Source organism: Pseudomonas sp. H1_D04 (assembly GCF_054683855.1).
This window is the reverse complement of sequence record NZ_CP162826.1, coordinates 3,084,958-3,110,697: the sequence shown is the minus strand read 5'-3', so window position 1 is coordinate 3,110,697 and position 25,740 is coordinate 3,084,958. Positions and strand designations below refer to the sequence as shown.

At 58.7% G+C, this 25,740-nt stretch carries 18 protein-coding genes; 12 read left to right on the top strand and 6 right to left on the bottom strand.

Translation table 11 applies throughout. The features are described 5' to 3' along the window. Nucleotides 1–23: 23 nt before the first annotated feature. The 12 genes from AB4N82_RS14360 to AB4N82_RS14305 all read left to right on the top strand — a co-directional run bounded on the left by AB4N82_RS14360 (nucleotide 24) and on the right by AB4N82_RS14305 (nucleotide 17,976). The gene (locus AB4N82_RS14360) at nucleotides 24–200 is read left to right on the top strand and encodes a hypothetical protein (protein ID WP_003176118.1); all 177 of its coding nucleotides are present in this window, start codon (nucleotides 24–26) and stop codon (nucleotides 198–200) included. Further along, nucleotides 184–3,138, top strand: a complete 2,955-nt coding sequence (locus tag AB4N82_RS14355) for a sensor histidine kinase (RefSeq protein ID WP_163034913.1) — start codon at nucleotides 184–186, stop codon at nucleotides 3,136–3,138. The genes AB4N82_RS14360 and AB4N82_RS14355 overlap by 17 nt, the downstream gene beginning before the upstream one ends. Nucleotides 3,139–3,160: 22 nt before the next feature. Then, nucleotides 3,161–4,591, top strand: coding sequence for a sigma-54-dependent transcriptional regulator (locus AB4N82_RS14350; protein WP_032884739.1), 1,431 nt, complete (start codon nucleotides 3,161–3,163; stop codon nucleotides 4,589–4,591). Between the two features lie 697 nt (nucleotides 4,592–5,288). Further along, the gene (locus AB4N82_RS14345; RefSeq protein ID WP_032884738.1) at nucleotides 5,289–6,689 is read left to right on the top strand and encodes a polynucleotide adenylyltransferase PcnB; all 1,401 of its coding nucleotides are present in this window, start codon (nucleotides 5,289–5,291) and stop codon (nucleotides 6,687–6,689) included. 2 nt (nucleotides 6,690–6,691) lie between these two features. Further along, entirely contained in the window at nucleotides 6,692–7,171 is a 480-nt protein-coding gene (folK, locus tag AB4N82_RS14340) for a 2-amino-4-hydroxy-6-hydroxymethyldihydropteridine diphosphokinase (RefSeq protein ID WP_095186257.1), read from the top strand. A 245-nt stretch (nucleotides 7,172–7,416) separates the two neighbouring features. Next, a complete protein-coding gene (gene panB, locus AB4N82_RS14335) occupies nucleotides 7,417–8,217 on the top strand; it encodes a 3-methyl-2-oxobutanoate hydroxymethyltransferase (protein WP_032884735.1) in 801 nt (266 codons plus the stop codon). Beyond that, nucleotides 8,214–9,065: a pantoate--beta-alanine ligase gene (gene panC / locus AB4N82_RS14330; RefSeq protein WP_460105084.1), complete on the top strand. Its 852-nt coding sequence runs from the start codon at nucleotides 8,214–8,216 to the stop codon at nucleotides 9,063–9,065. The genes panB and panC overlap by 4 nt, the downstream gene beginning before the upstream one ends. 224 nt (nucleotides 9,066–9,289) lie before the next feature. Then, a complete protein-coding gene (gene pgi / locus AB4N82_RS14325) occupies nucleotides 9,290–10,954 on the top strand; it encodes a glucose-6-phosphate isomerase (RefSeq protein WP_095186254.1) in 1,665 nt (554 codons plus the stop codon). A 105-nt stretch (nucleotides 10,955–11,059) separates the two neighbouring features. Next, entirely contained in the window at nucleotides 11,060–12,997 is a 1,938-nt protein-coding gene (acs, locus tag AB4N82_RS14320; RefSeq protein ID WP_122765311.1) for an acetate--CoA ligase, read from the top strand. A gap of 16 nt (nucleotides 12,998–13,013) precedes the next feature. After that, nucleotides 13,014–13,883 (top strand): oxygenase MpaB family protein, encoded by an 870-nt coding sequence (locus AB4N82_RS14315; RefSeq protein ID WP_032884728.1) that lies wholly within the window; start codon nucleotides 13,014–13,016, stop codon nucleotides 13,881–13,883. 55 nt (nucleotides 13,884–13,938) lie between these two features. Then, on the top strand, nucleotides 13,939–14,955 hold the full coding sequence (locus AB4N82_RS14310; RefSeq protein ID WP_460105082.1) for a class I SAM-dependent rRNA methyltransferase: 1,017 nt from the start codon (nucleotides 13,939–13,941) through the stop codon (nucleotides 14,953–14,955). Between the two features lie 87 nt (nucleotides 14,956–15,042). Next, the gene (locus AB4N82_RS14305; protein ID WP_122765310.1) at nucleotides 15,043–17,976 is read left to right on the top strand and encodes a DUF748 domain-containing protein; all 2,934 of its coding nucleotides are present in this window, start codon (nucleotides 15,043–15,045) and stop codon (nucleotides 17,974–17,976) included. Between the two features lie 154 nt (nucleotides 17,977–18,130). On the opposite strand, the gene AB4N82_RS14300 is transcribed toward AB4N82_RS14305, so the two are convergent. From AB4N82_RS14300 to infB, 6 genes are all read right to left on the bottom strand, one after another. Further along, nucleotides 18,131–18,751, bottom strand: a complete 621-nt coding sequence (locus AB4N82_RS14300) for a BON domain-containing protein (RefSeq protein WP_032884723.1) — start codon at nucleotides 18,749–18,751, stop codon at nucleotides 18,131–18,133. 293 nt (nucleotides 18,752–19,044) lie between these two features. Continuing rightward, nucleotides 19,045–21,150: a polyribonucleotide nucleotidyltransferase gene (gene pnp / locus AB4N82_RS14295; protein ID WP_122752938.1), complete on the bottom strand. Its 2,106-nt coding sequence runs from the start codon at nucleotides 21,148–21,150 to the stop codon at nucleotides 19,045–19,047. 196 nt (nucleotides 21,151–21,346) lie between these two features. Then, nucleotides 21,347–21,616 carry a 30S ribosomal protein S15 gene (rpsO, locus tag AB4N82_RS14290; RefSeq protein WP_003177875.1) on the bottom strand — a complete coding sequence of 90 codons (270 nt, stop codon included), beginning with the start codon at nucleotides 21,614–21,616 and terminating at the stop codon, nucleotides 21,347–21,349. 115 nt (nucleotides 21,617–21,731) lie between these two features. After that, the gene (gene truB / locus AB4N82_RS14285) at nucleotides 21,732–22,649 is read right to left on the bottom strand and encodes a tRNA pseudouridine(55) synthase TruB (protein WP_032884721.1); all 918 of its coding nucleotides are present in this window, start codon (nucleotides 22,647–22,649) and stop codon (nucleotides 21,732–21,734) included. Between the two features lie 3 nt (nucleotides 22,650–22,652). After that, a complete protein-coding gene (rbfA, locus tag AB4N82_RS14280; protein WP_003176137.1) occupies nucleotides 22,653–23,048 on the bottom strand; it encodes a 30S ribosome-binding factor RbfA in 396 nt (131 codons plus the stop codon). A gap of 159 nt (nucleotides 23,049–23,207) precedes the next feature. Further along, nucleotides 23,208–25,733 carry a translation initiation factor IF-2 gene (gene infB, locus AB4N82_RS14275; protein ID WP_032884720.1) on the bottom strand — a complete coding sequence of 842 codons (2,526 nt, stop codon included), beginning with the start codon at nucleotides 25,731–25,733 and terminating at the stop codon, nucleotides 23,208–23,210. Nucleotides 25,734–25,740 lie beyond the last annotated feature (7 nt).

Below are 25,740 nucleotides of genomic sequence, written 5' to 3'. Positions count from 1 at the left end.
CAGTTTTCTAATCAGAGGCCAACATGTACATCTATCGATTGGTCCTGCTGTTGGTCGTCGGGATCTACCTGTTTTCTCCCGCCATCATGGATTGGTGGATCGATGCCACGGGCGCTTGGTATCGCCCTTATCTGCTGTGGCTGATCCTGATCGTCGTGACCTTCATCCTGCAGAGCCAAAAAGATGCCGATGAGCTTTAGCCTCACTCAGATGCTGCTGATCAGCGCCGCCTACCTGGCCGCGCTGTTCGGGGTTGCCTGGATCAGTGAGCGCGGAATGATTCCGCGGGCGATCATTCGCCATCCGTTGACCTACACCTTGTCCCTGGGCGTATACGCCAGCGCCTGGGCGTTCTATGGCACCGTGGGCCTGGCCTATCAGTACGGTTACGGCTTTCTCTCCAGTTATCTGGGAGTATCCGGCGCGTTTCTGCTGGCGCCGGTATTGCTGTACCCGATCCTCAAAATCACCCGCACCTATCAGCTGTCGTCCCTGGCCGACCTGTTCGCCTTCCGCTTCCGCAGCACATGGGCCGGGGCATTGACCACGATATTCATGTTGATCGGCGTGCTGCCTCTGCTGGCTCTGCAAATCCAGGCGGTGGCCGACTCCATCAGTATCCTCACCCGTGAGCCGGTACAGCATCGGGTGGCTCTGGCGTTCTGTGCACTGATCTCCCTGTTCACCATCTTTTTCGGCTCACGCCATATCGCCACCCGCGAGAAACACGAAGGCCTGGTGTTTGCGATTGCTTTCGAGTCGGTGATCAAGCTGATCGCCATCGGCGGCGTCGGCCTCTATGCGCTGTATGGTGTGTTCGACGGCCCTCAACAGCTGGAACTGTGGCTGCTGCAAAACCAGACCGCCCTCGCCGCCCTGCACACTCCGTTGCAGGAAGGTCCATGGCGCACGCTGTTGCTGGTGTTCTTCGCCTCGGCGATCGTAATGCCGCACATGTATCACATGACCTTTACCGAGAACCTCAACCCGCGCTCGCTGGTAAGCGCCAGCTGGGGCTTGCCGCTGTTCCTGCTGTTGATGAGCCTCGCGGTGCCGCTGATCCTGTGGGCCGGCCTGAAACTGGGGGCCACCACCAACCCCGAGTATTTCACCCTGGGTATCGGTATCGCCGCCAATAGCCCGGCGTTGGCGCTGCTGGCTTACGTCGGCGGTTTGTCTGCTGCCAGCGGGCTGATTATCGTCACGACGCTGGCTCTATCGGGCATGGCCCTCAATCACCTGGTGCTGCCGCTGTACCAGCCACCGGCCGAAGGCAATATCTACCGCTGGCTGAAGTGGACCCGCCGCGCGCTGATCGTCGCAATCATCATGGCCGGTTACTGTTTCTACCTGCTGCTCGGCGCCGGGCAAGACCTGGCCAACCTGGGTATCGTCGCGTTTGTCGCCACCTTGCAGTTCCTGCCGGGGGTACTGTCGGTGCTGTACTGGCCGACGGCCAATCGCCGAGGTTTTATCGCGGGTCTGCTCGCCGGGATCCTGGTGTGGATCGTCACCATGCTGTTACCGCTGGTCGGCAACCTGCAGGGTTTCTACATCCCGCTGCTAAACATGATTTACGTGTTGGACGACACCAGTTGGCACATGGCCGCGATTGCTTCTTTGGCCGCCAACGTCCTGATGTTCACCCTGATCTCACTGTTCACCAATGTCAGCCCAGAAGAAACCAGCGCCGCCGAGGCTTGTGCGGTGGATAACGTACGTCGCCCGCAACGCCGCGAACTGCACGCGGCATCGCCCCAGGAGTTCGCCACCCAACTGGCCAAGCCCCTGGGTGCCAAGGCCGCGCAAAAGGAAGTCGAGCAGGCGCTGCGCGACCTCTACTTGCCGTTCGACGAGCGCCGACCGTATGCGCTACGCCGTCTGCGTGACCGCATTGAGGCCAACCTGTCTGGCCTGATGGGCCCCAGCGTGTCCCAGGACATGGTAGAGACGTTTTTGCCCTATAAAGCCGGTGGCGAAAACTACGTCACCGAAGACATCCATTTCATCGAGAGCCGGCTGGAGGATTACCACTCCCGCCTCACCGGCCTTGCCGCCGAGCTTGATGCGCTGCGCCGCTACCATCGCCAGACGCTGCAAGAGTTGCCCATGGGCGTGTGCTCCCTGGCCAAGGATCAGGAGATCCTGATGTGGAACAAGGCCATGGAAGAACTCACCGGTATCGCCGCGCAACGCGTGGTGGGTTCGCGCCTCAACACACTCGGCGATCCGTGGAAAGAATTGCTGCAGGGTTTTATTAACCTGCCCGACGAACACTTGCACAAGCAGCACCTGGCCCTCGACGGTCAGACCCGTTGGCTCAACCTGCACAAAGCGGCCATCGATGAGCCACTGGCCCCCGGTAACAGCGGCTTGGTGCTGTTGGTGGAAGACCTGACCGAAACCCAGATGCTCGAAGACAAGCTGGTGCACTCCGAGCGCCTGGCCAGTATCGGGCGTCTAGCGGCGGGGGTGGCCCACGAAATTGGCAACCCGATCACCGGTATCGCCTGTCTTGCGCAGAACCTGCGGGAAGAGCGTGAAGAGGACGGGGAAATTACCGAGATCAGCGGGCAAATTCTCGAACAGACCAAACGCGTATCGCGCATCGTGCAGTCGTTGATGAGCTTTGCCCATGCGGGCGCCCATCAGAATCAGGACGAAGCGGTCTGCCTGGCCGAAGTGGCGCAGGACGCCATTGGGTTGCTCGCCTTGAACCGACGCAATTTCGAAGTGCAGTTTTTCAATCTGTGCGACCCCGACCATTGGGTCGATGGTGACTCACAACGCCTGGCCCAAGTACTGATCAACCTGCTGTCCAACTCCCGCGACGCGACGCCGGCCGGTGGTGCGGTACGCGTCAAGACCGAGGCTTTCGAACATACGGTCGATCTGATCGTCGAAGATGAAGGTAGCGGTATTCCACAGAACATCATGGATAGATTGTTCGAACCCTTCTTCACCACCAAGGATCCAGGTGAAGGTACAGGTCTGGGCCTTGCACTGGTCTATTCCATCGTTGAAGAGCATTATGGACAAATCACCATCGACAGCCCGGCTGACACCGAAAGCCAACGCGGCACCCGTATTCGGGTGACCTTGCCGCGTCATGTCGAAGCGACGTCCGCTGTGAACTGAGACCGTCGAGAGAATTGAATCAATGCCGCACATTTTGATCGTCGAAGACGAAACCATTATCCGCTCTGCCTTGCGTCGCCTGCTTGAACGTAACCAGTACCAAGTCAGCGAAGCCGGCTCGGTGCAGGAAGCACAAGAGCGTTTCAGCATTCCCACGTTCGACCTGATTGTCAGTGACCTGCGCCTGCCTGGCGCGCCGGGCACCGAGCTGATCAAGCTTGGCCAGGGCACCCCAGTGCTGATCATGACCAGCTACGCGAGCCTGCGCTCTGCGGTGGACTCCATGAAGATGGGCGCGGTGGACTACATCGCCAAACCCTTCGACCACGATGAAATGCTCCAGGCCGTCGCGCGCATCCTGCGTGACCGTCAGTCGGCCAGCAGCGCGCCGGCCGAGCAGCGCCCCGCCAGCAAAGCCGCCGACAAACCGGGCGTCGACAACAGCAATGGGGAAATCGGCATCATCGGCTCCTGCCCACCGATGCAGGACCTGTACAGCAAGATTCGCAAAGTGGCACCTACGGACTCCAATGTATTGATCCAGGGCGAGTCAGGCACCGGTAAGGAGCTGGTGGCCCGCGCCCTGCACAACCTCTCCAAGCGCGCCAAAGCACCGATGATCTCGGTGAACTGTGCGGCGATCCCCGAATCCCTGATCGAATCCGAATTGTTCGGCCACGAGAAAGGCGCGTTCACTGGCGCCAGCGCCGGACGCGCGGGCCTGGTGGAAGCGGCGGACGGGGGCACACTGTTCCTCGATGAGATCGGCGAACTGCCGCTGGAAGCACAAGCGCGATTACTGCGCGTGTTGCAGGAAGGCGAGATTCGCCGGGTAGGTTCGGTGCAATCGCAGAAGGTCGACGTGCGTCTGATCGCGGCCACGCACCGAGACCTGAAGAGCCTGGCCAAGATCGGTCAGTTTCGTGAAGACTTGTACTATCGCCTGCATGTGATCGCGCTCAAATTGCCGGCCCTGCGTGAGCGTGGCGCCGACGTCAATGAGATAGCCAGTGCGTTCCTGCTGCGCCAGAGTGCGCGCATCAACCGTACCGACCTCAAGTTCGCGCCGGACGCCGAGCAAGCGATTCGGCATTACTCGTGGCCGGGTAACGTGCGGGAACTGGAGAATGCGGTGGAGCGCGCGGTGATCCTGTCGGAGAGCCCAGAAATTTCCGCCGAGCTGCTGGGTATCGATATTGAACTCAGTGACTTGGAGGATGACGACTTCATCGGCCTCGCCCCGACACCGGGCGGCGGTAGCAATACCAGCCATGAGCCGACGGAAGATTTGTCACTGGAAGACTACTTCCAGCATTTCGTCCTTGAGCATCAGGACCACATGACCGAGACCGAACTGGCACGCAAACTGGGCGTGAGCCGTAAATGCCTGTGGGAACGGCGCCAGCGCCTGGGTATTCCACGACGCAAGACCGGTGTGGCCAGCGAAAGCTGAGGGTGCGTCCCCTTAGGTAACACCCAATGATGTGAAAAAACTGTTACCGCTGATTTTTTGCGTAACAAAAGCCGGGGCTTACGGTAACGAAGCCCCGGCTTTTTTTGGTCCGTCAAAAACCCGAAACCCCCTCAACCCCCCGGTTTTACTAGGCACTGCAAAAGTTGGCACGCACCCTGCTATATGCTTAGTACAAAAACAATAACAAGCTTTGTACAAGACAATAAAAATAAGACGAATCGACTCACGCATAATAAAAACAACACGGCGGAGGCGCAGCTAACTGATTCTTTTGGAGAGGCGTTGCATTTGGGGCTTGCCCCGCAACCAGGCCGAGAACAACAAAAACTGCCCTAAGGCAGAGCCTGAACTGGTTGGATCATAGATCAGCAACACAGCGACCAAAGCAATCCGTTTGCTCTTGACTCCCGATTGGGAGTGTCATGAAGGTGAAGCTTCGTGGCGAGGGCGATCAACAAAAACAAGAAGCCCGCAACCAATAATAAAAATAGAGCACGCAACTACTTCTGGGGGAGCTTCGGCTCCCCTTGTAGTTTCTGGAATTTGGTGCTCAAAGGCTTGTGGCGCAATGCCTGTAGCTTGTTCCTACACCATCCCCTGACTAAATGCTAGAATCCCGACCCATCATGCGGTCATTCTTCGTTATGGCCGAACATTCCTTCAAACAGTGCATCCCATGCTGAAGAAGTTGTTCCAGTCATTCCGTTCTCCCTTGCGTCGTACGCAACACATTCGCAGCACGCCTGAAGTGCTTAACAGCAATCAGCATTCATTGCAGCGCGCTCAGTTCAGCCGTTATGCGGTGAACATCGTCGAACGTTTGCAGAACGCCGGCTACCAGGCTTATCTGGTGGGTGGGTGCGTACGCGACATGCTGCTCAATATCACGCCCAAGGACTTCGACGTCGCCACCAGCGCCACGCCCGAGCAGGTCCGCGCCGAGTTTCGCAATGCGCGCATCATCGGTCGGCGTTTCAAGTTGGTGCACATCCACTTTGGTCGCGAAATCATTGAAGTCGCGACATTCCGCGCCGGTCATCCGCAAAACGATGAAGAGGAAGATACCAATCAGTCTTCCCGCAACGAGAGCGGGCGCATTCTGCGCGACAACGTCTATGGCACTCTTGAAGAAGACGCGCAACGCCGCGACTTCACCATCAATGCCCTCTATTACGACCCGGTCAGCGAGCGCATCCTCGATTACGCCAATGGCGTACACGACATCCGCAACAACCTGATTCGCCTCATCGGCGACCCAACACAGCGCTATCAGGAAGACCCGGTGCGCATGCTGCGGGCCGTGCGTTTTGCCGCCAAGCTCAACTTCGGCATCGAGAAACACACCGCCGCGCCGATTCGGGAACTGGCACCAATGCTGCGGGAAATCCCTTCGGCACGTCTGTTCGAAGAAGTGCTCAAGCTGTTCCTCTCGGGCTACGCCGCCGACACCTTCGAGATGCTCGTGGACCTGGAGTTGTTCGACCCACTGTTCCCGGCCAGCGCCGAAGCACTGGAGTACAACCCTACCTATACGCACACGCTGATCAGCGAAGCGTTGATCAACACCGACCTGCGCATCAAGCAGAACAAACCGGTCACCCCGGCGTTCCTGTTTGCCGCCCTGTTGTGGCCAGCCCTGCCAAAACGCGTACTGCGCCTGCAGGACCGTGGCATGCCGCCGATTCCGGCAATGCAGGAAGCCGCGCACGAACTGATCACCGAACAGTGCCAGCGCATCGCTATTCCGAAGCGCTTCACCATGCCGATCCGCGAAATCTGGGACATGCAGGAACGCCTGCCCCGCCGCAGCGGCAAACGCGCCGACCTGCTGCTGGACAACCCGCGTTTCCGTGCAGGCTATGACTTCCTGCTGCTGCGCGAGAGTGCCGGCGAGCAGACTGACGGCCTGGGCGAATGGTGGACCGACTACCAGGACGCCAACGACAGCCAGCGCCGCGACATGATCCGCGACCTCGGCAGCAAAGGTGATGGAGCCAGCGAAGGGCCCAAAAAGCGTCGTCGCAGCGGCAGCAAGCGCAAACGCAGCGCCGATGCCTCGGGCGCCGCTGGCGAATAAACGTGGAACGTATCTACATAGGCATGGGCAGCAACCTCGCTGCCCCGGAGCAACAATTGCGCAGCGCTGTCGAAGCGCTCGCGCGTTTGCCAGACACCACCGTCTTCGGCGTCTCTGCCTTCTATCAAAGTGACTCCCTGCTCCCGGGCCAACCGCGCTACACCAATGCGGTCGCCGCCCTGGACAGCAGCCTGGCGCCCCTGGACCTGCTGGATGCGCTGCAAGCCATCGAGAATGACCACGGCCGCGAACGCCTTGAACGGTGGGGCCCGCGCACGCTTGACCTGGACATCTTGCTGTTTGGCGATCGCCTGATCGACGAGCCGCGTTTGAAGGTGCCGCACTACCAGATGCACCTGCGCGCATTTGTGCTCTACCCCTTGTCCGAATTGGCACCTGAGGCCCTGCAGCTACCCGATGGCAGGGCACTGCGCGATTTGCTCGAAGCCTGCCCATTCGTCGGCCTGGAACGCATTGTTTAAGCCAGCTCACACAGCTGAAACGCGTCAGTAACAGCGGTAACACCCCACGCGTAACAATGCGGTAACACATCCAATTGACTTCCCGTGTCCTCCTCACGACTATAGGCGTCCCGCTGCCGCCAACCCGGCGCTAAAGGGCGCAATCCAGGCCTTATAAGCACTGCTCTCAAGACAGTGCGCCTGTATAAACGAAGACTCACGCGCGTAACTCGCTGTTTCCAAGCGCCTGAACGAGGACCCTTTTCATGCCAGACATTACCCTGACCACCTTGCAGAGCCTCAAGCTCAAAGGTGAAAAAATCACCATGCTGACCTGCTATGACGCCACCTTCGCCCACGCCAGCTGCCAAGCCGGGGTTGAAGTGTTGCTGGTAGGCGACTCCCTGGGCATGGTTCTTCAAGGGAATGACAGCACCCTGCCCGTTACCACCGATGACCTGGCTTACCACACTGCCAGCGTCAAGCGCGGTAACGACGGCGCCTTCATCATCGCCGACCTGCCGTTCATGGATTACGCCACCACTGAGCAGACCTTCCTCAACGCAGGCAAACTGATGCGCGCCGGCGCACACATGGTCAAAGTGGAGGGCGCACTGTGGCTCGCCGAGTCGATTCGCTTGCTGGCTGAACGCGGCGTGCCGGTGTGCGCACATATGGGCCTGACGCCACAGTCGGTAAACCTTCTCGGCGGCTACAAGGTACAAGGTCGCAACGAAGCCCAGGCACGCCAGATGCGTGCCGATGCCATCGCCCTGGAACAGGCCGGCGTTGCAATGATCCTGCTTGAGTGCGTGCCCAGCGAACTCGCCGCAGAAATCACCCAAGCCGTAAAAGTGCCGGTGATCGGCATTGGCGCGGGCTCGGCCACTGATGGCCAGGTGCTGGTGCTGCACGACATGCTCGGCCTGTCGATCACGGGTCGCGTGCCGAAGTTCGTGAAGAACTTCATGACCGGCCAGGACAGCATCCACGCGGCATTGAGCGCGTACGTTACCGAAGTCAAAGGCGTGACCTTTCCAGGCGCCGAACACGGATTCTCTGCATGAACACCGTAAGAACCGTACGCGAACTACGCGCCGCCGTCGCCCACGCCCGCAAGGCGGGTAAACGCATTGGCTTCGTACCCACCATGGGCAACCTGCACAGCGGCCATGCAACCCTGGTGACGAAGGCTGTTCAGCAAGCGGACTTTGTCGTCGCGAGTATCTTCGTCAACCCGCTGCAATTTGGCGCGGGTGAAGACCTGGACAAATATCCCCGCACCCTCGCCGCCGACCAAGAAAAGCTACTGCAAGCCGGCTGCAACCTGCTGTTCGCACCCACCGTCGAGGAAATGTACCCCGGCGGCATGACCGGCCAGACCCGCGTCAGCGTCCCGCAACTGTCCGAAGGCTTGTGCGGCGCCAGCCGTCCCAGGCATTTCGAAGGCGTGGCGATCGTGGTCAGCAAGCTGTTCAACATGGTCCAGCCGGACATGGCCGTGTTCGGTCAAAAGGATTACCAGCAACTGGCCGTGATTCGCGCCATGGTCCATGACCTGAACATGCCGATTCAGATCATCGGTGAGCCCACCGTACGCGCCGACGATGGCCTGGCGCTGTCGTCGCGCAACGGTTTTCTCAGCGAAGAGGAACGCGGGATCGCGCCGGTGCTGTATCGCAGCCTCAGCCAGATTGCAGCAGCCATCAAGGACGGTGACCATGACTTCGCCACGCTGCGCGCCGAACAGGTCAAGCAGATCGAAGCTGCCGGGCTGCGCGTGGATTACCTCGAAGTGCGCCAGGGCGTGCATCTGCGCCCGGCAACCCCTGAGGACAAGGACATCGTGATCCTGGTGGCAGCCTTCCTGGGCACGACTCGGTTGATCGACAACCTGCATTTGAGCCTCAATTAAACCTCGCTGAACACCCCGCCTGTTGCCCTGCTCGCTGTGCCGGTATAAAAAAGTACCGGCCACAGCGCAGACAAAGCCAAGACATATCGACACGCTAGGTTTAATGTAATCGCCCGGCGCTATAGTTAGCGCTGTCTGGAACCCAATGCTTGAGATAAGACTGGATGTTCCGGGCTATGAAGTGTCCTAAAGGCAGTCCCCGTAATAAAAGGAAACCCGCAGCGATGGCGTACTACCGCACCCCTCATGACGTTACCGCTCTGCCCGCCTGGCAAGCGCTCAATCAACATCGCCAAGCCATGCAGGATTTCAGCATGCGTGAAGCGTTCAATGCCGATCCTCAGCGTTTTTCCCAATTCACCTTGAGCAGCTGCGGACTTTTCCTCGATTACTCGAAAAACCTGATCACCAGCGAAACCCGCGACCTGCTGGTAGGGCTGGCGGAGGAAGTCGGCCTCAAGGACGCGATCAACTCGCTCTACGCTGGCGAACCGGTCAACTCGTCAGAAGGCCGCCCGGCCCTGCACACCGCCTTGCGCCGCCCAGTGGGTGACAAGCTGTCGGTCAATGGCGTGAACATCATGCCGGACGTGCACAAGGTGCTGAACCAGATCACCGACCTGGTCGGCCGCATCCACGACGGCCTGTGGCGTGGCTACACCGAAAAGCCGATCACCGACGTGGTGAACATCGGCATCGGTGGCTCGTTCCTCGGCCCGGAGCTGGTCTCCGAAGCGCTGTTGTCCTACGCCCACAAAGGCGTGCGCTGCCATTACCTGGCGAACATCGATGGCAGCGAGTTCCACGAGCTGACCATGAAGCTGCGCGCCGAAACCACGCTATTCATCGTTTCGTCGAAGTCCTTCAACACCCTCGAAACCCTGAAAAACGCCCAGGCCGCTCGTGCCTGGTACTTGGCCCAAGGTGGCTCGGAAGCTGAGCTGTATCGCCACTTCATCGCCGTGTCGAGCAACAACGCGGCAGCCGTGGCCTTCGGTATTCGCGAAGAAAACATCTTCCCGATGTGGGACTGGGTCGGCGGCCGTTACTCGTTGTGGTCTGCCATCGGCTTGCCAATCGCACTGGCCATCGGCATGTCCAACTTCAAGGAACTGCTGTCCGGTGCCTACACCATGGACCAGCATTTCCAGAACGCGCCATTCGAACAAAACATGCCAGTGCTGCTTGGCCTGCTGGGCGTGTGGTACGGCAACTTCTGGGGTGCGCAGAGCCACGCGATCCTGCCGTACGACCACTATCTGCGTAACATCACCAAGCACTTACAACAGCTGGACATGGAATCCAACGGCAAGAGCGTACGCCAGGACGGCAAACCGGTGTCCACCGACACCGGCCCAGTGATCTGGGGTGGCGTCGGTTGCAACGGTCAGCATGCTTATCACCAGTTGCTGCACCAAGGCACCCAACTGATCCCGGCCGACTTCATCGTGCCGATCGTCAGCTTCAACCCGGTGTCCGACCACCATCAGTGGCTGTACGCCAACTGCCTGTCCCAAAGCCAGGCACTGATGCTCGGCAAAACCCGCAGCGAAGCTGAATCCGAGCTGCGCGACAAGGGCATCCCGGAAGACGAAGTGCAGAAGCTGGCCCCGCACAAGGTGATTCCGGGCAACCGTCCGAGCAACACCCTGGTGGTGGAGCGCATCAGCCCGCGTCGCCTCGGCGCGCTGGTTGCCATGTATGAGCACAAAGTGTTCGTACAAAGCGTGATCTGGGGCATCAACGCGTTCGACCAATGGGGCGTTGAACTGGGTAAAGAGCTCGGCAAAGGCGTCTACAACCGTCTGACCGGCGCCGAAGAAACCTTGGCTGAGGACGCTTCGACCCAGGGCCTGATCAACTACTTCCGCGGCCGTCACCGCGGCTGATGCAGGTATAGCAAGGCCAACGTCCTTTTGGACGTTGGCCTTGAACCCTCTCCACACAGGGTGCATCTTTATGACTTGTCGCAAAAACAAGAATAAGGATCGCTCATGTTCGATATCAGCACGTTTCCCATCGCCGATGCCGTCCGCCGGGCTGCGCAACTCAGTCAAGAGGACTATCACCGCCTCTATCGCCAATCCATCGAACAGCCGGACACCTTCTGGGCTGAACAGGCCAAGAGCTTTCTCGACTGGATGACCCCATGGCACACCGTTCAACACTCGGACATCAACACTGGCGCCGCCCAATGGTTTGCCGGTGGCCAACTGAACGTCAGCTACAACTGCATTGATCGTCACCTGATGCAACGCGCCGATCAGCCGGCCTTCATCTGGGAGGGCGATGATCCGACAAAGTCTTCCAACATCACCTACCGTCAACTGCATCAAAACGTCTGCCGCCTGGCCAACGTGCTGAAAAGCCGTGGCGTGAAGAAAGGTGACCGGGTGTGCATCTACATGCCGATGATCCCGGAAGCGGCCTACGCCATGCTGGCCTGCACGCGGATTGGCGCGGTGCACTCGGTCGTGTTTGGTGGTTTTTCGCCGGACGCCCTGCGCGACCGCATTCTCGACGCCGACTGCCGGACTGTGATAACCGCCGATGAGGGCGTGCGCGGCGGCAAGCCCGTCGCTTTGAAACAGAATGTCGACAAGGCCCTGGCCAGTTGCCCGAATGTCAGCACCGTCTTGGTGGTGCAACGCACCGGTGCCGACGTGAACTGGAGCGAAGGCCGCGACCTCAAATACCAGCAGGCCGTCGACGCTGCGAGCGACGATTGCCCGCCAGAGCCGATGGACGCCGAAGACCCGCTATTCATCCTCTACACCTCCGGTAGCACCGGTAAACCCAAGGGCGTGTTGCACACCACCGGCGGTTATCTGCTGCAGGCAGCGATGACCTTCAAGTACGTACTCGACTACCGTGACGGCGAGGTGTTCTGGTGCACCGCCGATGTGGGCTGGGTCACCGGCCATAGCTATATCGTGTATGGCCCGCTGGCCAATGGCGCGACCTCACTGATGTTCGAGGGTGTGCCGAGCTACCCGGACAGCTCGCGGTTCTGGCAGGTGATCGATAAACACCAGGTGAATATTTTCTACACCGCGCCGACAGCCTTGCGCGCGTTGATGCGTGAGGGCCACGGACCACTGGAAAGCACCTCCCGCGCCAGCCTGCGTTTATTGGGCAGCGTGGGCGAGCCGATCAACCCGGAAGCCTGGGACTGGTACTTCAACGCCGTGGGCGAACAACGCTGCCCGATTGTGGATACCTGGTGGCAGACCGAGACCGGCGGCATCATGCTCAGCCCGTTAGTCAGCGCCCAGCGGATCAAGCCGGGCTGCGCGACCCAACCGATGTTTGGTGTGCAACCGGTGTTGCTGGATGAGCAAGGCAAGGTCATCACCGGTGCCGGCAGCGGCGTACTCGCCATTAAGTCAAGCTGGCCGGGGCAGATCCGCAGCGTGTACGGCGACCCGCAGCGCATGATTGATACCTATTTCAAACCCTACCCCGGTTACTACTTCACCGGAGATGGCGCGCGCCGCGATGAAGACGGCGACTACTGGATCACCGGGCGTATCGACGATGTGATCAACGTGTCCGGCCACCGTATCGGTACCGCCGAGGTGGAAAGTGCGCTGGTGTTGCATGACCAAGTGGCCGAGGCCGCTGTGGTGGGCTACCCCCACGACGTCAAGGGCCAGGGCATCTACGCCTTCGTCACGCCCATGAACGGTGTGGAACCCAGCGATGCGCTGAAAAAACACCTGCTTGAGCTGGTCAGCAAGGAAATCGGCAGCTTTGCCAAGCCGGAACTGATCCAATGGGCACCGGCCCTGCCGAAAACCCGATCAGGCAAGATCATGCGCCGGATCTTGCGCAAGATCGCCTGCAACGAACTCGACAGTCTTGGTGATACCTCGACCCTGGCCGACCCCAGCGTCGTGGACGGCCTGATCGACAAACGCCTGAACCGCTAGGAAAACCTGAGCCGCCATGGAATTTATCCGCAGCCGTATCGAAACCCAGCTGATGAGCCTCACCGGCTTGTCACTGGGGCAACTGGACCTGGAAAACCCCAAGGGCGATCCCGGCCTGTTCGGGCCAGACTCGGTCAGTTGGCAAGTCCATGGTGACTTCAGCAGCATGCTGATCGGCGGCATCAGCGCATTGATGCTGCAAGCCTTGCACCCACTGGCCCTGGCCGGCGTTTGGGACCATTCGAACTTTCGCCAGGACATGCTCGGGCGCCTGCGGCGTACCTCGCAGTTCATTTCAGGTACTACCTTTGGTTCGCGCAAAGACGCCGACTGGCTGATCGAAAAAGTGCGCACCATCCACCTGCAGGTGGTCGGGCATGCGCCGGATGGACGGCCTTATTCGGCGAGCGATCCCGAGCTACTGACTTGGGTTCATGTAGCCGAGGTGAGCAACTTTATGGCCGCTCACTTGCGCTATCGCAACCCGACTCTGTCGAGCCGCGATCAAGATCGTTACTACAGCGAAATCGCTCTGGTGGCGGAGCGCTTGGGGGCGCGGCATGTACCGCGCTCGCGGCAGGAAATTTCCGATTATCTGGAGCGTATCCGTCCGCAATTGCTGTGTGACGAACGCAGCCGCGAAGTACTGCGCCTGCTGCTGAACGCCCCCTCGCCCAGTACTTTAGCCAAGCCGTTTGGCGTCTTGATGATGCAGGCCGGGATCGATCTGCTGCCAGACTGGGCCAGCACCATGCTCGATCAGCATCAGAACCCGCTGCAACGCCAGATGATCCGTGCAGGGGTCAAGCGTAGCGCGCCGTTATTGCGCTGGGCGATGCGCAATGGCTCGGTGCAACGGGCACACAGGCGGATGGGGTTGGTGTAGGCAAGGCGCCATAGCTGTTAAACTTCGCGCCCTCATTTACAGCCAGGCGCGCTCCATGTCTCCCTTGAATCGGGCGCTGCGCGCCGCCCTCGATCATCGCCAAGACCTGATCAACGAGCTGCATGCCCAGGGCACCGATTGCTATCGCCTGTTCCACGGCAGCCAGGAGGGCGCCGGCGGCCTGACCATTGACCGTTATGGCCCGCAGTTGCTGGTGCAAAGCTTCCACCAGTCGCTGGAAACCACAGACCTGCTGGACCTGCATCAACTGATCAACCAGTACCTGGGCCTGGAGTTGCTGCTCGTGTACAACGACCGCTCCCGCGGCAATTCGCGGATCGACCGCGAAGACACGGTATACCGAGCCGAACCCGCAGCACTGGAAGACATGGTCGGGCACGAATGGGGCCTCAATTACCGTGTTCGCGGGCGCCATGCCGGGCAGGATCCGTTGCTGTTCCTAGATCTGCGCAATACCCGCGGCTGGGTCAAAGATCACAGCGCCGGTAAAAGCGTACTGAACCTGTTTGCCTACACCTGCGGCGTGGGCCTGAGCGCCGCCGCTGGCGGCGCGCGTGAGGTGTGCAATTTGGACTTCGCGGAAGGCAACCTGGCGGTCGGGCGTGAAAACGGCCAGCTCAACCCGCAGCTGCCGAGTATGGAGTTCGTGCAGTCGGACTACTTTCCGGCGATTCGCCAACTGGCCGGGCTGCCGATCACCCAGCGGCGCGGGCAGAAACTGCCGAGCTACCCGCGTCTTGAACAGCGCCAATATGACTTGGTGCTGCTCGATCCTCCGGCCTGGGCCAAGAGCGCGTTCGGCACCGTCGACCTGTTGCGCGACTACCAGAGCCTGCTCAAGCCCGCACTTCTCGCGACTGCCGACAACGGTGTGCTGATCTGCTGCAACAACCTGGCAAAGGTCAGCATGGAGGATTGGCGCGAGCAGGTCCTGCGATGCGCGGAGAAAGCCGGTCGCCCAGTGCGCGACTGGCAAATCATGACGCCGGGTGCGGATTTTCCCTCACAGGATCAGCAGCCCCCCTTGAAAACGCTGATACTCCAGCTGTAGGAAGCGTCCCAACGCCCCGGCTCTTCGGAACCGAAAACCCGTGCCATACTCCAAGGCACTCCTGTTCGATATAGATGGCGCCGCCCCATGCCCAAAGGATTGATTCGCGCCACTGGCGCCTTGTTGACCGCCCTTGCCCTGTACAGTTTGCTGGGCTTTTTGATTCTGCCGGGCATCGCCCTTCGCGTTGCCAACCAACAATTGGCCCATTACGCCACGGTGCCGGCGCGGATTGAGCGCATTGAACTCAATCCCTTCAGCCTGGAAGTCACCGCATGGGGCTTGAAGATTGGCGAACCCGGCAAGGAACAGGTGGGTTTCGAGCGCCTTTACGCCAATCTTCAGATTGACAGCCTGTGGACCCGGGCACTGCATTTGGCCGATGTGCAAATGGATCAGCCCAAGACGGAGCTGCTGTTCGACAAGTCTGGCCAATTGAACCTGGCGCAGTTGTTCAAGCTCCCTGCGAGCGAACCCTCCCCTGCCGACCCCAATGCCAAGCCGTTCCCACTGCGTATCGACAGCATCAAGCTGGCAGGCGGCTATGTGCACTTTCAAGATCTGCGCCCCAGCGAACCTATCGAATTTCTCTACAACAAACTCGACTTCGAGCTGAAAAACCTCAGCACCTTGCCTGAAGACAACGCCGATATGACTCTGGTCGCGGCAGGCCCTGAAGGTGGTCAAATTGATTGGAAAGGCAACTTCAGCCTGGTGCCGATCACGTCCGAAGGTACGCTAAAGGTCACTGATGGCAAGATGAAAGCCTGGTGGCCATATGTGCGTGACGCGCTCCCCCTGGTACTCGAAGACGGTGTGCTCAATTTCAGCACCGACTACAAATTCAGCCTGGCCAAAGAAACCGAACTGAACTTGACCAACACCGCCGCCAGCATCGCGCCGTTCGCCTTAAAGGCACCGGATGGCCGCCCACTGGTGCGCCTGGAACGCCTGGACGTCAGCGAGACCACAGTGGACCTCGCCAAGCAGCAAGTGGTGGTCGGCAAGATCCGCAGTAATAAGCTGGAAACCTGGGCTGCTCGTGAGGCCGATGGGCAATTGGACTGGCAGAAACTGTTCGCCAGCCAACCGAGCAAACCAGCCAAGGCGCCGGAGCCTGCCACTGCGCCAGCTACAGCCGACTCTCCAAAGCCTGCCCCGACTGCGCCAAGCAAGCCTTGGCAAGTGCTGCTCAAAGACGTGCAACTGCGCAACTATCAAGTACATCTGGCCGACCGTCAGGCCAAACCTGCGGTAGCGCTGGAGCTGGGCCCGTTGAATGTGGATGTACAGAATTTCGACAGCCTCAACCAGAGCCCCTTTAACCTCAAGATCGACAGCGGCTTGGGCAAGCAAGGCAAGATTCAGGCAACGGGCGTGGTCAACCTCAACCCAGTCAGCGCCAAGCTGAAGGTCACCACCAAAGATATTGACCTACGGGTTGCCCAGTCCTATATCAGCCCATTTATCCGTTTGGAGCTGCGTAGCGGCATGCTCGGCAGTGACCTCGACGTGAACCTGAAGAGCACCGAGCCCCTGGCGCTGCAGATTACCGGCCGAGCGCAGGTCGACCAGTTGCATACCCTGGACACCCTCAAGACACGTGACTTCCTGAAATGGCAGCGTCTGGTCGTCGAGGGCCTGAACTACCAGCACGGCGACAGCCTGTCGATCGACAAGGTCAACCTGCTGCAGCCATATGCGCGGTTCATGATCAACGATGACCGCACCACTAACGTCGATGACCTGCTGATCCCGCAGCCGGCCGACAGTGGCGCCAAGTCGGCCCCCAAGCCTGCGGCGAGCAAAGATAAACCCCTGGGCATTCGTATCGGGCAGATTGCGATCAACGATGGCTCGGCCAACTTTGCCGACTTCAGCCTGACACCCAACTTCGCCACTGCCATCCAACAGCTCAACGGCCAGATCGGCACGATTGACAGCCGTCAGGCCAAACCAGCCAGCGTCGACATCAAGGGCAAGGTGGACCGTTACGCGCCAGTGACGATCAAAGGCAGCGTGAACCCGTTCGATCCGATGGCGGCGCTGGATATCGCCACCAGCTTCAAGCGTGTCGAGCTGACGACCCTGACGCCCTACTCAGGCAAGTTCGCGGGTTTCCGTATCCGCAAGGGACGCCTCAACCTCGACCTGCACTATGTGATCACCAAGGGCCAGCTGAAGGCCGAGAACAAAGTGGTGGTCGAGCAACTGCAACTGGGTGAGAAGGTCGACAGCGCCGATGCCGTGGACTTGCCGATTCGCTTGGCAATCGCCCTGCTTAAAGACACTGACGGCAAGATCTCCATCGAACTGCCGGTGACCGGTGACCTGAATAACCCGCAATTCAGCGTGATGCCGATTGTTTGGCAGACCCTGCGTAACCTGGTGGTGCGTGCAGCGACCGCACCGTTCAAGTTCATCGGCGGGCTGGTCACCGGCGGCGGAGCGGAAGATCTGAGCAACGTGTCCTTCGCTGCCGGCTCAAGTGAGTTGAACAAAGACGCCGAAAGCGCGCTAAACACCCTGGCCAAAGCGCTGAAGGAACGCCCTGCCCTACGCCTGGAAATTGAAGGCACGGCCGCTGCCAGCAGCGATGGCCCCTTCCTCGCAGCGCAACGTCTGGAACGTGAATACCAGTACAACTATTACAAAATCCTGCAGCGCCGTGGCGACAAGGTTCCGGCCCAGGCGTCCTTGCTGGAAGTCCCGGAAAGCGAAAAAGCGCCATTGCTCGAAGGCATCTACCGCATCCGCGTGAAACAACAGCCACCGGCGGAGTGGAAAGACCTGAGCCGCGATGACCGCACGGCCAAGCTGCGTGACGGCGTGATCAAGTTCTGGAGCAACAGCGACGTGCTACTGCGCCAACTCGGTCAGGACCGCGCAAGCACCATCAAGGACTACTTGGTGGATAAGGGCCAGTTGGAAGACGACCGCGTGTACTTCATTGACGCCCACCTGGGACAGGCGGAGAAAGATGGTCGCGTTGTAACGCCTATGCATCTGGATGCTGAATAACCAACGGCACCAGAAATAGAACAGGCCCCGACACAAGTGCCGGGGCCTGTAATGACCACATCCATATGGTCAGTCGCATGAACCTTAGAGGTGCATTTGAGTGGATATCTAACTCACTCGTGGCCGCCGCTTAATTCAAACGAACTGTCGAGCGTTACTCTGCTTTCAGGCCGTCGGCCGATACAGCTTTAACGCCTTTGATTTTCTTGGTGATTGCTACGGCGGTGGCTTTCTGTGCGTCGGTAACAGCTACAGTCGACGACAGGGAAACAACGCCTTTGTTAGTTTCGACTTTGATGTCGGTGCCAGGAATACCTTTCTCGGTAACCAGGTCAGCTTTTACCTTGGTGGTGATCCAAGTGTCGCTGGTGGTTTCTTTGGCGTCATGAGCTGCGCCTTTGGTTTTATCGATACCGTCTGCTTTGGTAGCACCGCCAGCCATCAGGCCATCAGCGGAAACAGCGGTTACGCCTTTAATCTTTTTGGTGATCGAGACAGCAGTAGCTTTCTGTGCGTCAGAGATAGCGACTGTCGAGGACAGGGAAACCACGCCTTTGTTGGTTTCAACCTTGATGTCCGAACCAGGAATGCCCTTCTCGGTCAGCAGGTCGGATTTAACTTTGGTGGTGATCCAAGTATCCGAAACGCTTTCCTTAGCCTTGGTAGCTTCGCCAGCCGCCAACGTCATAGGGGCTTGGGAAGTCTGAGCAAAGGCTACGTTAGCACCCATGGCCAGAGTCAGAGCGGTAGCAGTAGCGAGAGCGAACTTCTTCATACGAGTAACTCCTGTTTTATTAAAAGTCTGCAGTACGTAAACCTTGATGCTGCAGCGTTAACAGGGATATTGCAGGCAGTGTGCCAAGTCGAAGCCATAAATTAAATCCTTATAAAACAACGACTTAACAATAATGCTAATTTCCGGAATCGTGCAAGTTGCATGAAGCCCATCATGCCTGCATGCAAGTTGCGGCTTTTGCAGAGGGCTAAACGGCTGATTTCACTTCACTTTCCCTCGCCCATAAAAAAAGGACCCCGAAGGGTCCTTTTTTCAGCATAAGCCAGGGGTAATTAAACGCCCGAAGCCTTAGCTGCTGCTACGTCTTTGATGGACAGCTTGATGCGGCCGCGGTTGTCCACGTCCAGCACCAGCACTTCCACTTCCTGACCTTCTTTCAGAATGTCGGTCACTTTCTCAACACGAGCGTCGCTCAACATGGAGATGTGAACCAGACCGTCTTTGCCCGGCAGGATGTTGACGAATGCGCCGAAGTCGACGATGCGCTCAACCTTACCGACGTAGATCTTGCCGATCTCGGCCTCAGCCGTGATACCCAGAACGCGCTGACGTGCTGCCTCAGCCGCTTCCTTGGTTTCGCCGAAGATCTTGATCGAACCGTCGTCTTCGATATCGATCGAAGCCTTGGTTTCTTCGCAGATCGCACGGATGGTCGCGCCACCTTTACCGATAACATCACGGATTTTGTCGGTGTCGATTTTCATCGCGATCATGGTCGGAGCATTTTCCGACAGCTCGGTGCGAGACTGACCAATGATCTGGTTCATCTGGCCGAGGATGTTCAGGCGCGCTTCCAGGGCTTGGCCCAGAGCGATCTCCATGATTTCTTCGGTGATGCCTTTGATCTTGATGTCCATCTGCAGCGCGGTAACACCTTTAGCGGTACCGGCTACTTTGAAGTCCATGTCGCCCAGGTGGTCTTCGTCACCCAGGATGTCGGTCAGGATGGCGAACTTCTCGCCTTCTTTAACCAGACCCATGGCGATACCGGCAACCGGTGCCTTCATCGGCACACCAGCGTCCATCAGTGCCAGGGAAGCACCACAAACGGAAGCCATGGAGCTGGAACCGTTGGACTCGGTGATTTCCGACACAACACGGATGGTGTAAGGGAACACGTCAGCAGCAGGCAGCATGGCCTGAACCGAACGACGCGCCAAACGGCCGTGACCGATTTCGCGACGACCAGCGCCGCCCATACGACCACACTCGCCCACCGAGAACGGAGGGAAGTTGTAGTGCAGCATGAACGGGTCTTTTTTCTCGCCTTCCAGGGTGTCCAGCAGTTGTGCGTCACGGGCAGTACCCAGGGTCGCGACTACCAGAGCCTGAGTTTCGCCACGGGTGAACAGTGCCGAACCGTGAGTTTTCGGCAGAACACCAACTTCGATATTCAGCGGGCGCACAGTGCGAGTGTCGCGACCGTCGATACGTGGCTTGCCGTTAACGATGTTCTCGCGAACGGTGCGGTATTCGATTTCACCGAATGCAGCTTTGACTTCGCTGGAAGATGGCTGACCTTCTTCGCCCGAAAGCTTGGCAACAACCTGGTCCTTCAGCTCGCCCAGGCGAGCGTAACGGTCGGCCTTGACGGTGATGGTGTAGGCGTCGGAAATGGCAGCGCCGAACTCGGAGCGGATAGTGCCCAGCAGCTCGGTGGCTTCGGCTTGCGGAGCCCAGGCCCAAGTAGGCTTGGCGGCTTCAGCAGCCAGTTCTTTAACGGCGTTGATCACAACCTGGAATTCGTCGTGAGCAAACAGTACAGCACCCAGCATCTGGTCTTCGGTCAGCTCTTTAGCTTCCGATTCAACCATCAATACGGCTTCCGAAGTACCGGCAACGACCATGTCCAGGCTCGATGCTTTCAGTTGCTCGTAAGTTGGGTTGAGCAGGTAGCCGGTGCTCTCGTGGAAAGCAACGCGGGCAGCGCCGATAGGGCCATCGAAAGGAATGCCGGAGATAGCCAGGGCAGCCGAAGTACCGATCATCGCAGCGACGTCCGGATCGGTTTTCTTGCTGGTGGAAACGACGGTGCAGACAACCTGCACTTCGTTCATGAAGCCTTCTGGGAACAGCGGACGGATCGGACGGTCGATCAGTCGGGAAGTCAGGGTTTCTTTCTCGGAAGGACGGCCTTCACGCTTGAAGAAACCGCCAGGGATCTTACCGGCAGCGTAAGTCTTTTCCTGGTAGTGAACAGAAAGAGGGAAGAAGCCTTTGCTCGGGTCAGCGGTCTTGGCGCCAACAACGGTCACCAATACGGTGACGTCGTCATCAACGGTAACCAGCACTGCGCCGGAGGCTTGACGGGCGATACGGCCTGTCTCAAGGGTAACGGTCGACTGACCGAACTGGAATTTTTTGATAACCGGGTTCACGGTGTCCTACCTTCTTTGTGGCTCTTGGGGAACTTGTTTTCTTACGAAATTCTTGGGCAATGTCGGGAATCGGCCCAACCCTTGTCCAGGGGGTAAAACGTGTATCCAGATAAAACTTGAGGCTGGGAGCCTACCATGGGCCAGCGGGAATCCCACTGACACACGGCAGACAACCAACCTCTAGCGCAATCGCTTATTAGCGACGCAGACCCAGGCGACCGATCAGAGTCTGATAACGACCCAGATCCTTGCCTTTCAGGTAATCCAGCAGCTTACGACGCTGGTTTACCATGCGGATCAGACCACGACGGGAGTGGTGATCTTTACCGTTGGCCTTGAAGTGACCTTGCAGCTTGTTGATGTTGTGGGTCAGCAGTGCAACTTGCACTTCTGGCGAACCAGTGTCACCAACAGCTTGCTGATAGTCAGCAACGATTTGTGCTTTTTCTTGAACGTCGAGAGCCATGAGGCAATCCTTTTTTCAGGAAACCACCCAAAGGGCAGTCTCAACAGGCCAGGGACAAATCCCTGTATCTAAAAATGAGTGTTGACCGTGCCTGTTAACAGCCACACTCGTTCGGTCATTCTGACCGAATCAGTCTACGTGGCGCGATGCGCCCGTCTTCGCTCACTTCACCGATACCGATAAAGCGACCGTTATGATCCTGTACTCGCACCATGCCGAACTTAGGGGCATCCGGGGCACGTACCGGCTGGCCGTTAAGCCAGTAGAACGCGCTGTGCTCCGAGAAGTGCAGCAATGGCCAATCCAGCAAACCACTGTCCGATGGCATCAGGAAGCGATCAACCGCTTCATTGCCGCCTTCGGCGTGTACCGCTTCCAACTCTTCCAGCGTAACCGTCTGGGCCAGGCTGAAAGGTCCGGCCTGAGTGCGTCGCAGTTCTGCGACGTACGCGCCGCAACCGAGCTGTTCACCAATATCTTCCACCAGGGTACGGATATAGGTGCCTTTGCTGCAGTCCACGGCCAGTCGTGCGGTTTCACCCTCACAAGCGAGCAATTCCAAGCGCGCAATAGTAACAGAACGCGGTTCACGCTCCACTACTTCGCCGGCACGTGCCAGCTTGTAAAGTGGCTGCCCGTCACGCTTGAGAGCCGAGTACATCGGCGGTATCTGACTGATTTGCCCACGAAAAGCGGGCAAAGCGGCTTCGATATCAGCACGACCAACGGTCACGTCGCGAACCTGTAAAACATCACCTTCAGCATCCGCCGTGGTGGTGGTCTTGCCCAGTTGCATCAGGGTTTCGTAACCCTTATCGGAATCAAGCAGGTATTGCGAGAACTTGGTCGCTTCGCCAAAGCACAGCGGCAGTACGCCGGTGGCCAGTGGGTCGAGGCTACCGGTATGCCCGGCCTTCTCGGCATTGAGCAGCCAGCGGACCTTCTGCAACGCCGCATTGGACGTAAAGCCAATGGGCTTATCAAGCAGAATGATGCCGCTGACGTTGCGACGGATACGTTTGACCTGAGCCACCGCTTACTCCTTGGCGTCTTCAGGTGTGGACGGATGCTGGCTGTCTTCAGCCACGGCGCGCTCGATCAATGCAGACAAGTGCGCGCCACGCACGACGCTTTCGTCGTAGTGGAAGTGCAACTGCGGAACACTGCGCAGCTTCATTTCGCGGGCCAACTGCATGCGCAGGAAGCCGGCAGCCGAGTTGAGCACTTTGATGCTTTGTGCGATTTCTTCGCTGTTGTCCTGGCCCATCACGGTGATGAAAATCTTGGCGTGACCCACGTCACGGCTCACTTCAACAGCGGTGATGGTGACCAGGCCAACGCGTGGGTCTTTGACTTCGCGACGGATCAGTTGGGCCAGCTCGCGCTGCATTTGATCGCCGATACGTTGGGTACGGCTGTATTCTTTTGCCATGTCTTGTTACCTGTTACTGCCACACGGTGAAACCCATGGGGTCTGAAAGCGGCAAACGCCCGGCCTGACAAAAGCCAGACCGGGCGTTGCGTTTAGAGTCCGTACGCTGCGCGAGGCATTTGCATGCCCACACGCGGCGTGGCTCCGGAAGTGCGCGAGTTAGAGGCTGCGAGCAACCTGAACCTTCTCGTAGACTTCGATCTTGTCGCCAGCCTTGACGTCGTTGTAGCTCTTGACGCCAATACCGCATTCCATGCCGGCACGTACTTCAGAAGCGTCATCCTTGAAGCGGCGCAGGGATTCCAGCTCGCCTTCGAAGATAACGATGTCTTCACGCAGTACACGGATTGGACGGTTACGGTACACAGTGCCTTCGACAACCATGCAACCGGCGATCGCGCCGAATTTCGGCGAACGGAACACGTCACGTACCTCGGCGATACCCAGGATATTCTCCCGAACGTCACTGCCAAGCATGCCGGTAAGGGCTTTCTTGACGTCTTCGATGATGTCGTAGATGACGTTGTAGTAACGCATGTCCAGGCCTTCCTGCTCGACGATCTTCCGTGCGCCAGCATCAGCACGCACGTTGAAACCGAACAGTACAGCGTTGGAAGCCAGTGCCAGGTTGGCGTCGGATTCGGTGATACCACCGACACCGCCACCGACAACACGCACTTGCACTTCATCGTTACCCAGGCCATTCAAGGCGCCGTTCAACGCTTCGAGAGAACCACGAACGTCAGATTTAAGGACGATATTAAGCGTCTTCTTCTCTGCCTGGCCCATGTTCTCGAAGATGTTTTCCAGCTTGCCAGCGTGAGCGCGAGCCAGTTTGACTTCACGGAACTTGCCTTGACGGAACAGAGCCACTTCACGGGCTTTCTTCTCGTCGGACAGCACGCTCATCTCGTCGCCAGCGTCCGGGGTACCATCCAGGCCGAGGATCTCGACAGGGATGGAAGGACCCGCTTCTTTGATTGGCTTGCCGTTCTCGTCGAGCATGGCACGTACACGGCCATAGTTCGAACCGACCAGCACCATATCGCCTTGGCGCAGGGTACCGTCTTGAACCAGCACGGTCGCAACCGGGCCACGACCTTTGTCGAGACGCGATTCAACCACAACGCCACGACCTGGGGCCGATGGAGTTGCTTTCAGTTCAAGTACTTCAGCTTGCAGCAGGACCGCTTCGAGCAGTTCGTCCACGCCAGTACCGACTTTCGCCGAAACCGAAACGAATGGCGTATCACCGCCCCACTCTTCAGAGGTCACACCGTGAACCGACAGTTCGCTGCGGATGCGATCGAGATCGGCGCCCGGCTTGTCGATCTTGTTCACAGCAACAACCAGTGGAACACCAGCGGCCTTGGCGTGCTGGACAGCTTCAATGGTCTGCGGCATCACGCCGTCGTCCGCTGCAACTACCAGGATCACGATATCAGTCGCCTTGGCACCACGGGCACGCATTGCGGTAAACGCGGCGTGACCTGGGGTGTCGAGGAAGGTGACCATGCCGCGCTCGGTTTCAACGTGGTACGCACCGATGTGCTGAGTGATACCACCGGCTTCGCCAGCAGCTACCTTGGCACGACGAATGTAGTCGAGTAGCGAAGTCTTACCATGGTCAACGTGACCCATTACGGTCACAACTGGCGCACGGGAGAACGTCTCACCTTCAAACTTCAGGGACTCTGCCAGGGAATCTTCCAGGGCGGTGTCGCTGACCAGGGTCACTTTGTGGCCCAGTTCTTCGGCTACCAGTTGAGCAGTTTCCTGATCAAGCACCTGGTTGATGGTCGCTGGAGTACCCAGTTTGAACATGAACTTGATGATTTCAGCAGCCTTGACCGACATCTGATTGGCAAGATCGCCAACAGTGATGGTCTCGCCAATCTGCACATCACGCACGACAGGACCGGTTGGGCTCTGGAAACCGTGGGCGTTGCGCTTCTTCAGCTTGGCCTTGCCGCGACCACCGCGACGGAAGCCATCGCTCTCTTCGTCGGTAGTACGTGGAGCAACGCGTGGAGCAGGCGCTTTCTCTTTGACCGAAGCACGATGCGGAGCGTTTTTGCGCTCGCCATCGCCACCACCACCGCGACGATTGTTATCGTCGGCACGTGGTTTGTCCGGACGACGAGGTTCCTCACGCTTACGGGCATCAGCAGCAGGTGCTGGTGCAGCGGCAACCGGAGCGGCCTCGCGCACAGCTTCCACAGGAGCGCTAGGCGCGGCGACCGCATCAGCCGAAGCAGTTTGCGCAGCAGCAGGCTGGCGACGCGCTTCTTCTTCGGCGCGACGCTTGGATTCTTCTTCAGCCTTCTGACGAGCAGCATTATCTACTGCGCGACGTTCATCCAGTTCACGCTTGCGCTCGGCTTCAATTTCTTCCGGGCTGCGCTGTACGAAGACTTTCTTCTTGCGTACTTCAACGCTGATGCTCTTGCTACCAGCAACACGCAGGGTGCTGGTGGTTTTGCGCTGCAATGTAATCTTGCGCGGTTCTTCCACTTTCGCCTTGTGGCTGCTCTTCAAGTGAGTCAGCAAAGACTGCTTCTCACTATCGCTCACACCTTCATCGGCGGCGGTGTGCGGCAGACCTGCCTCACGCATCTGCTGCAACAGGCGCTCTACCGGTGTTTTGACCTCATCGGCCAGTTGTTTCACCGTGACTTGCGTCATGCACTTC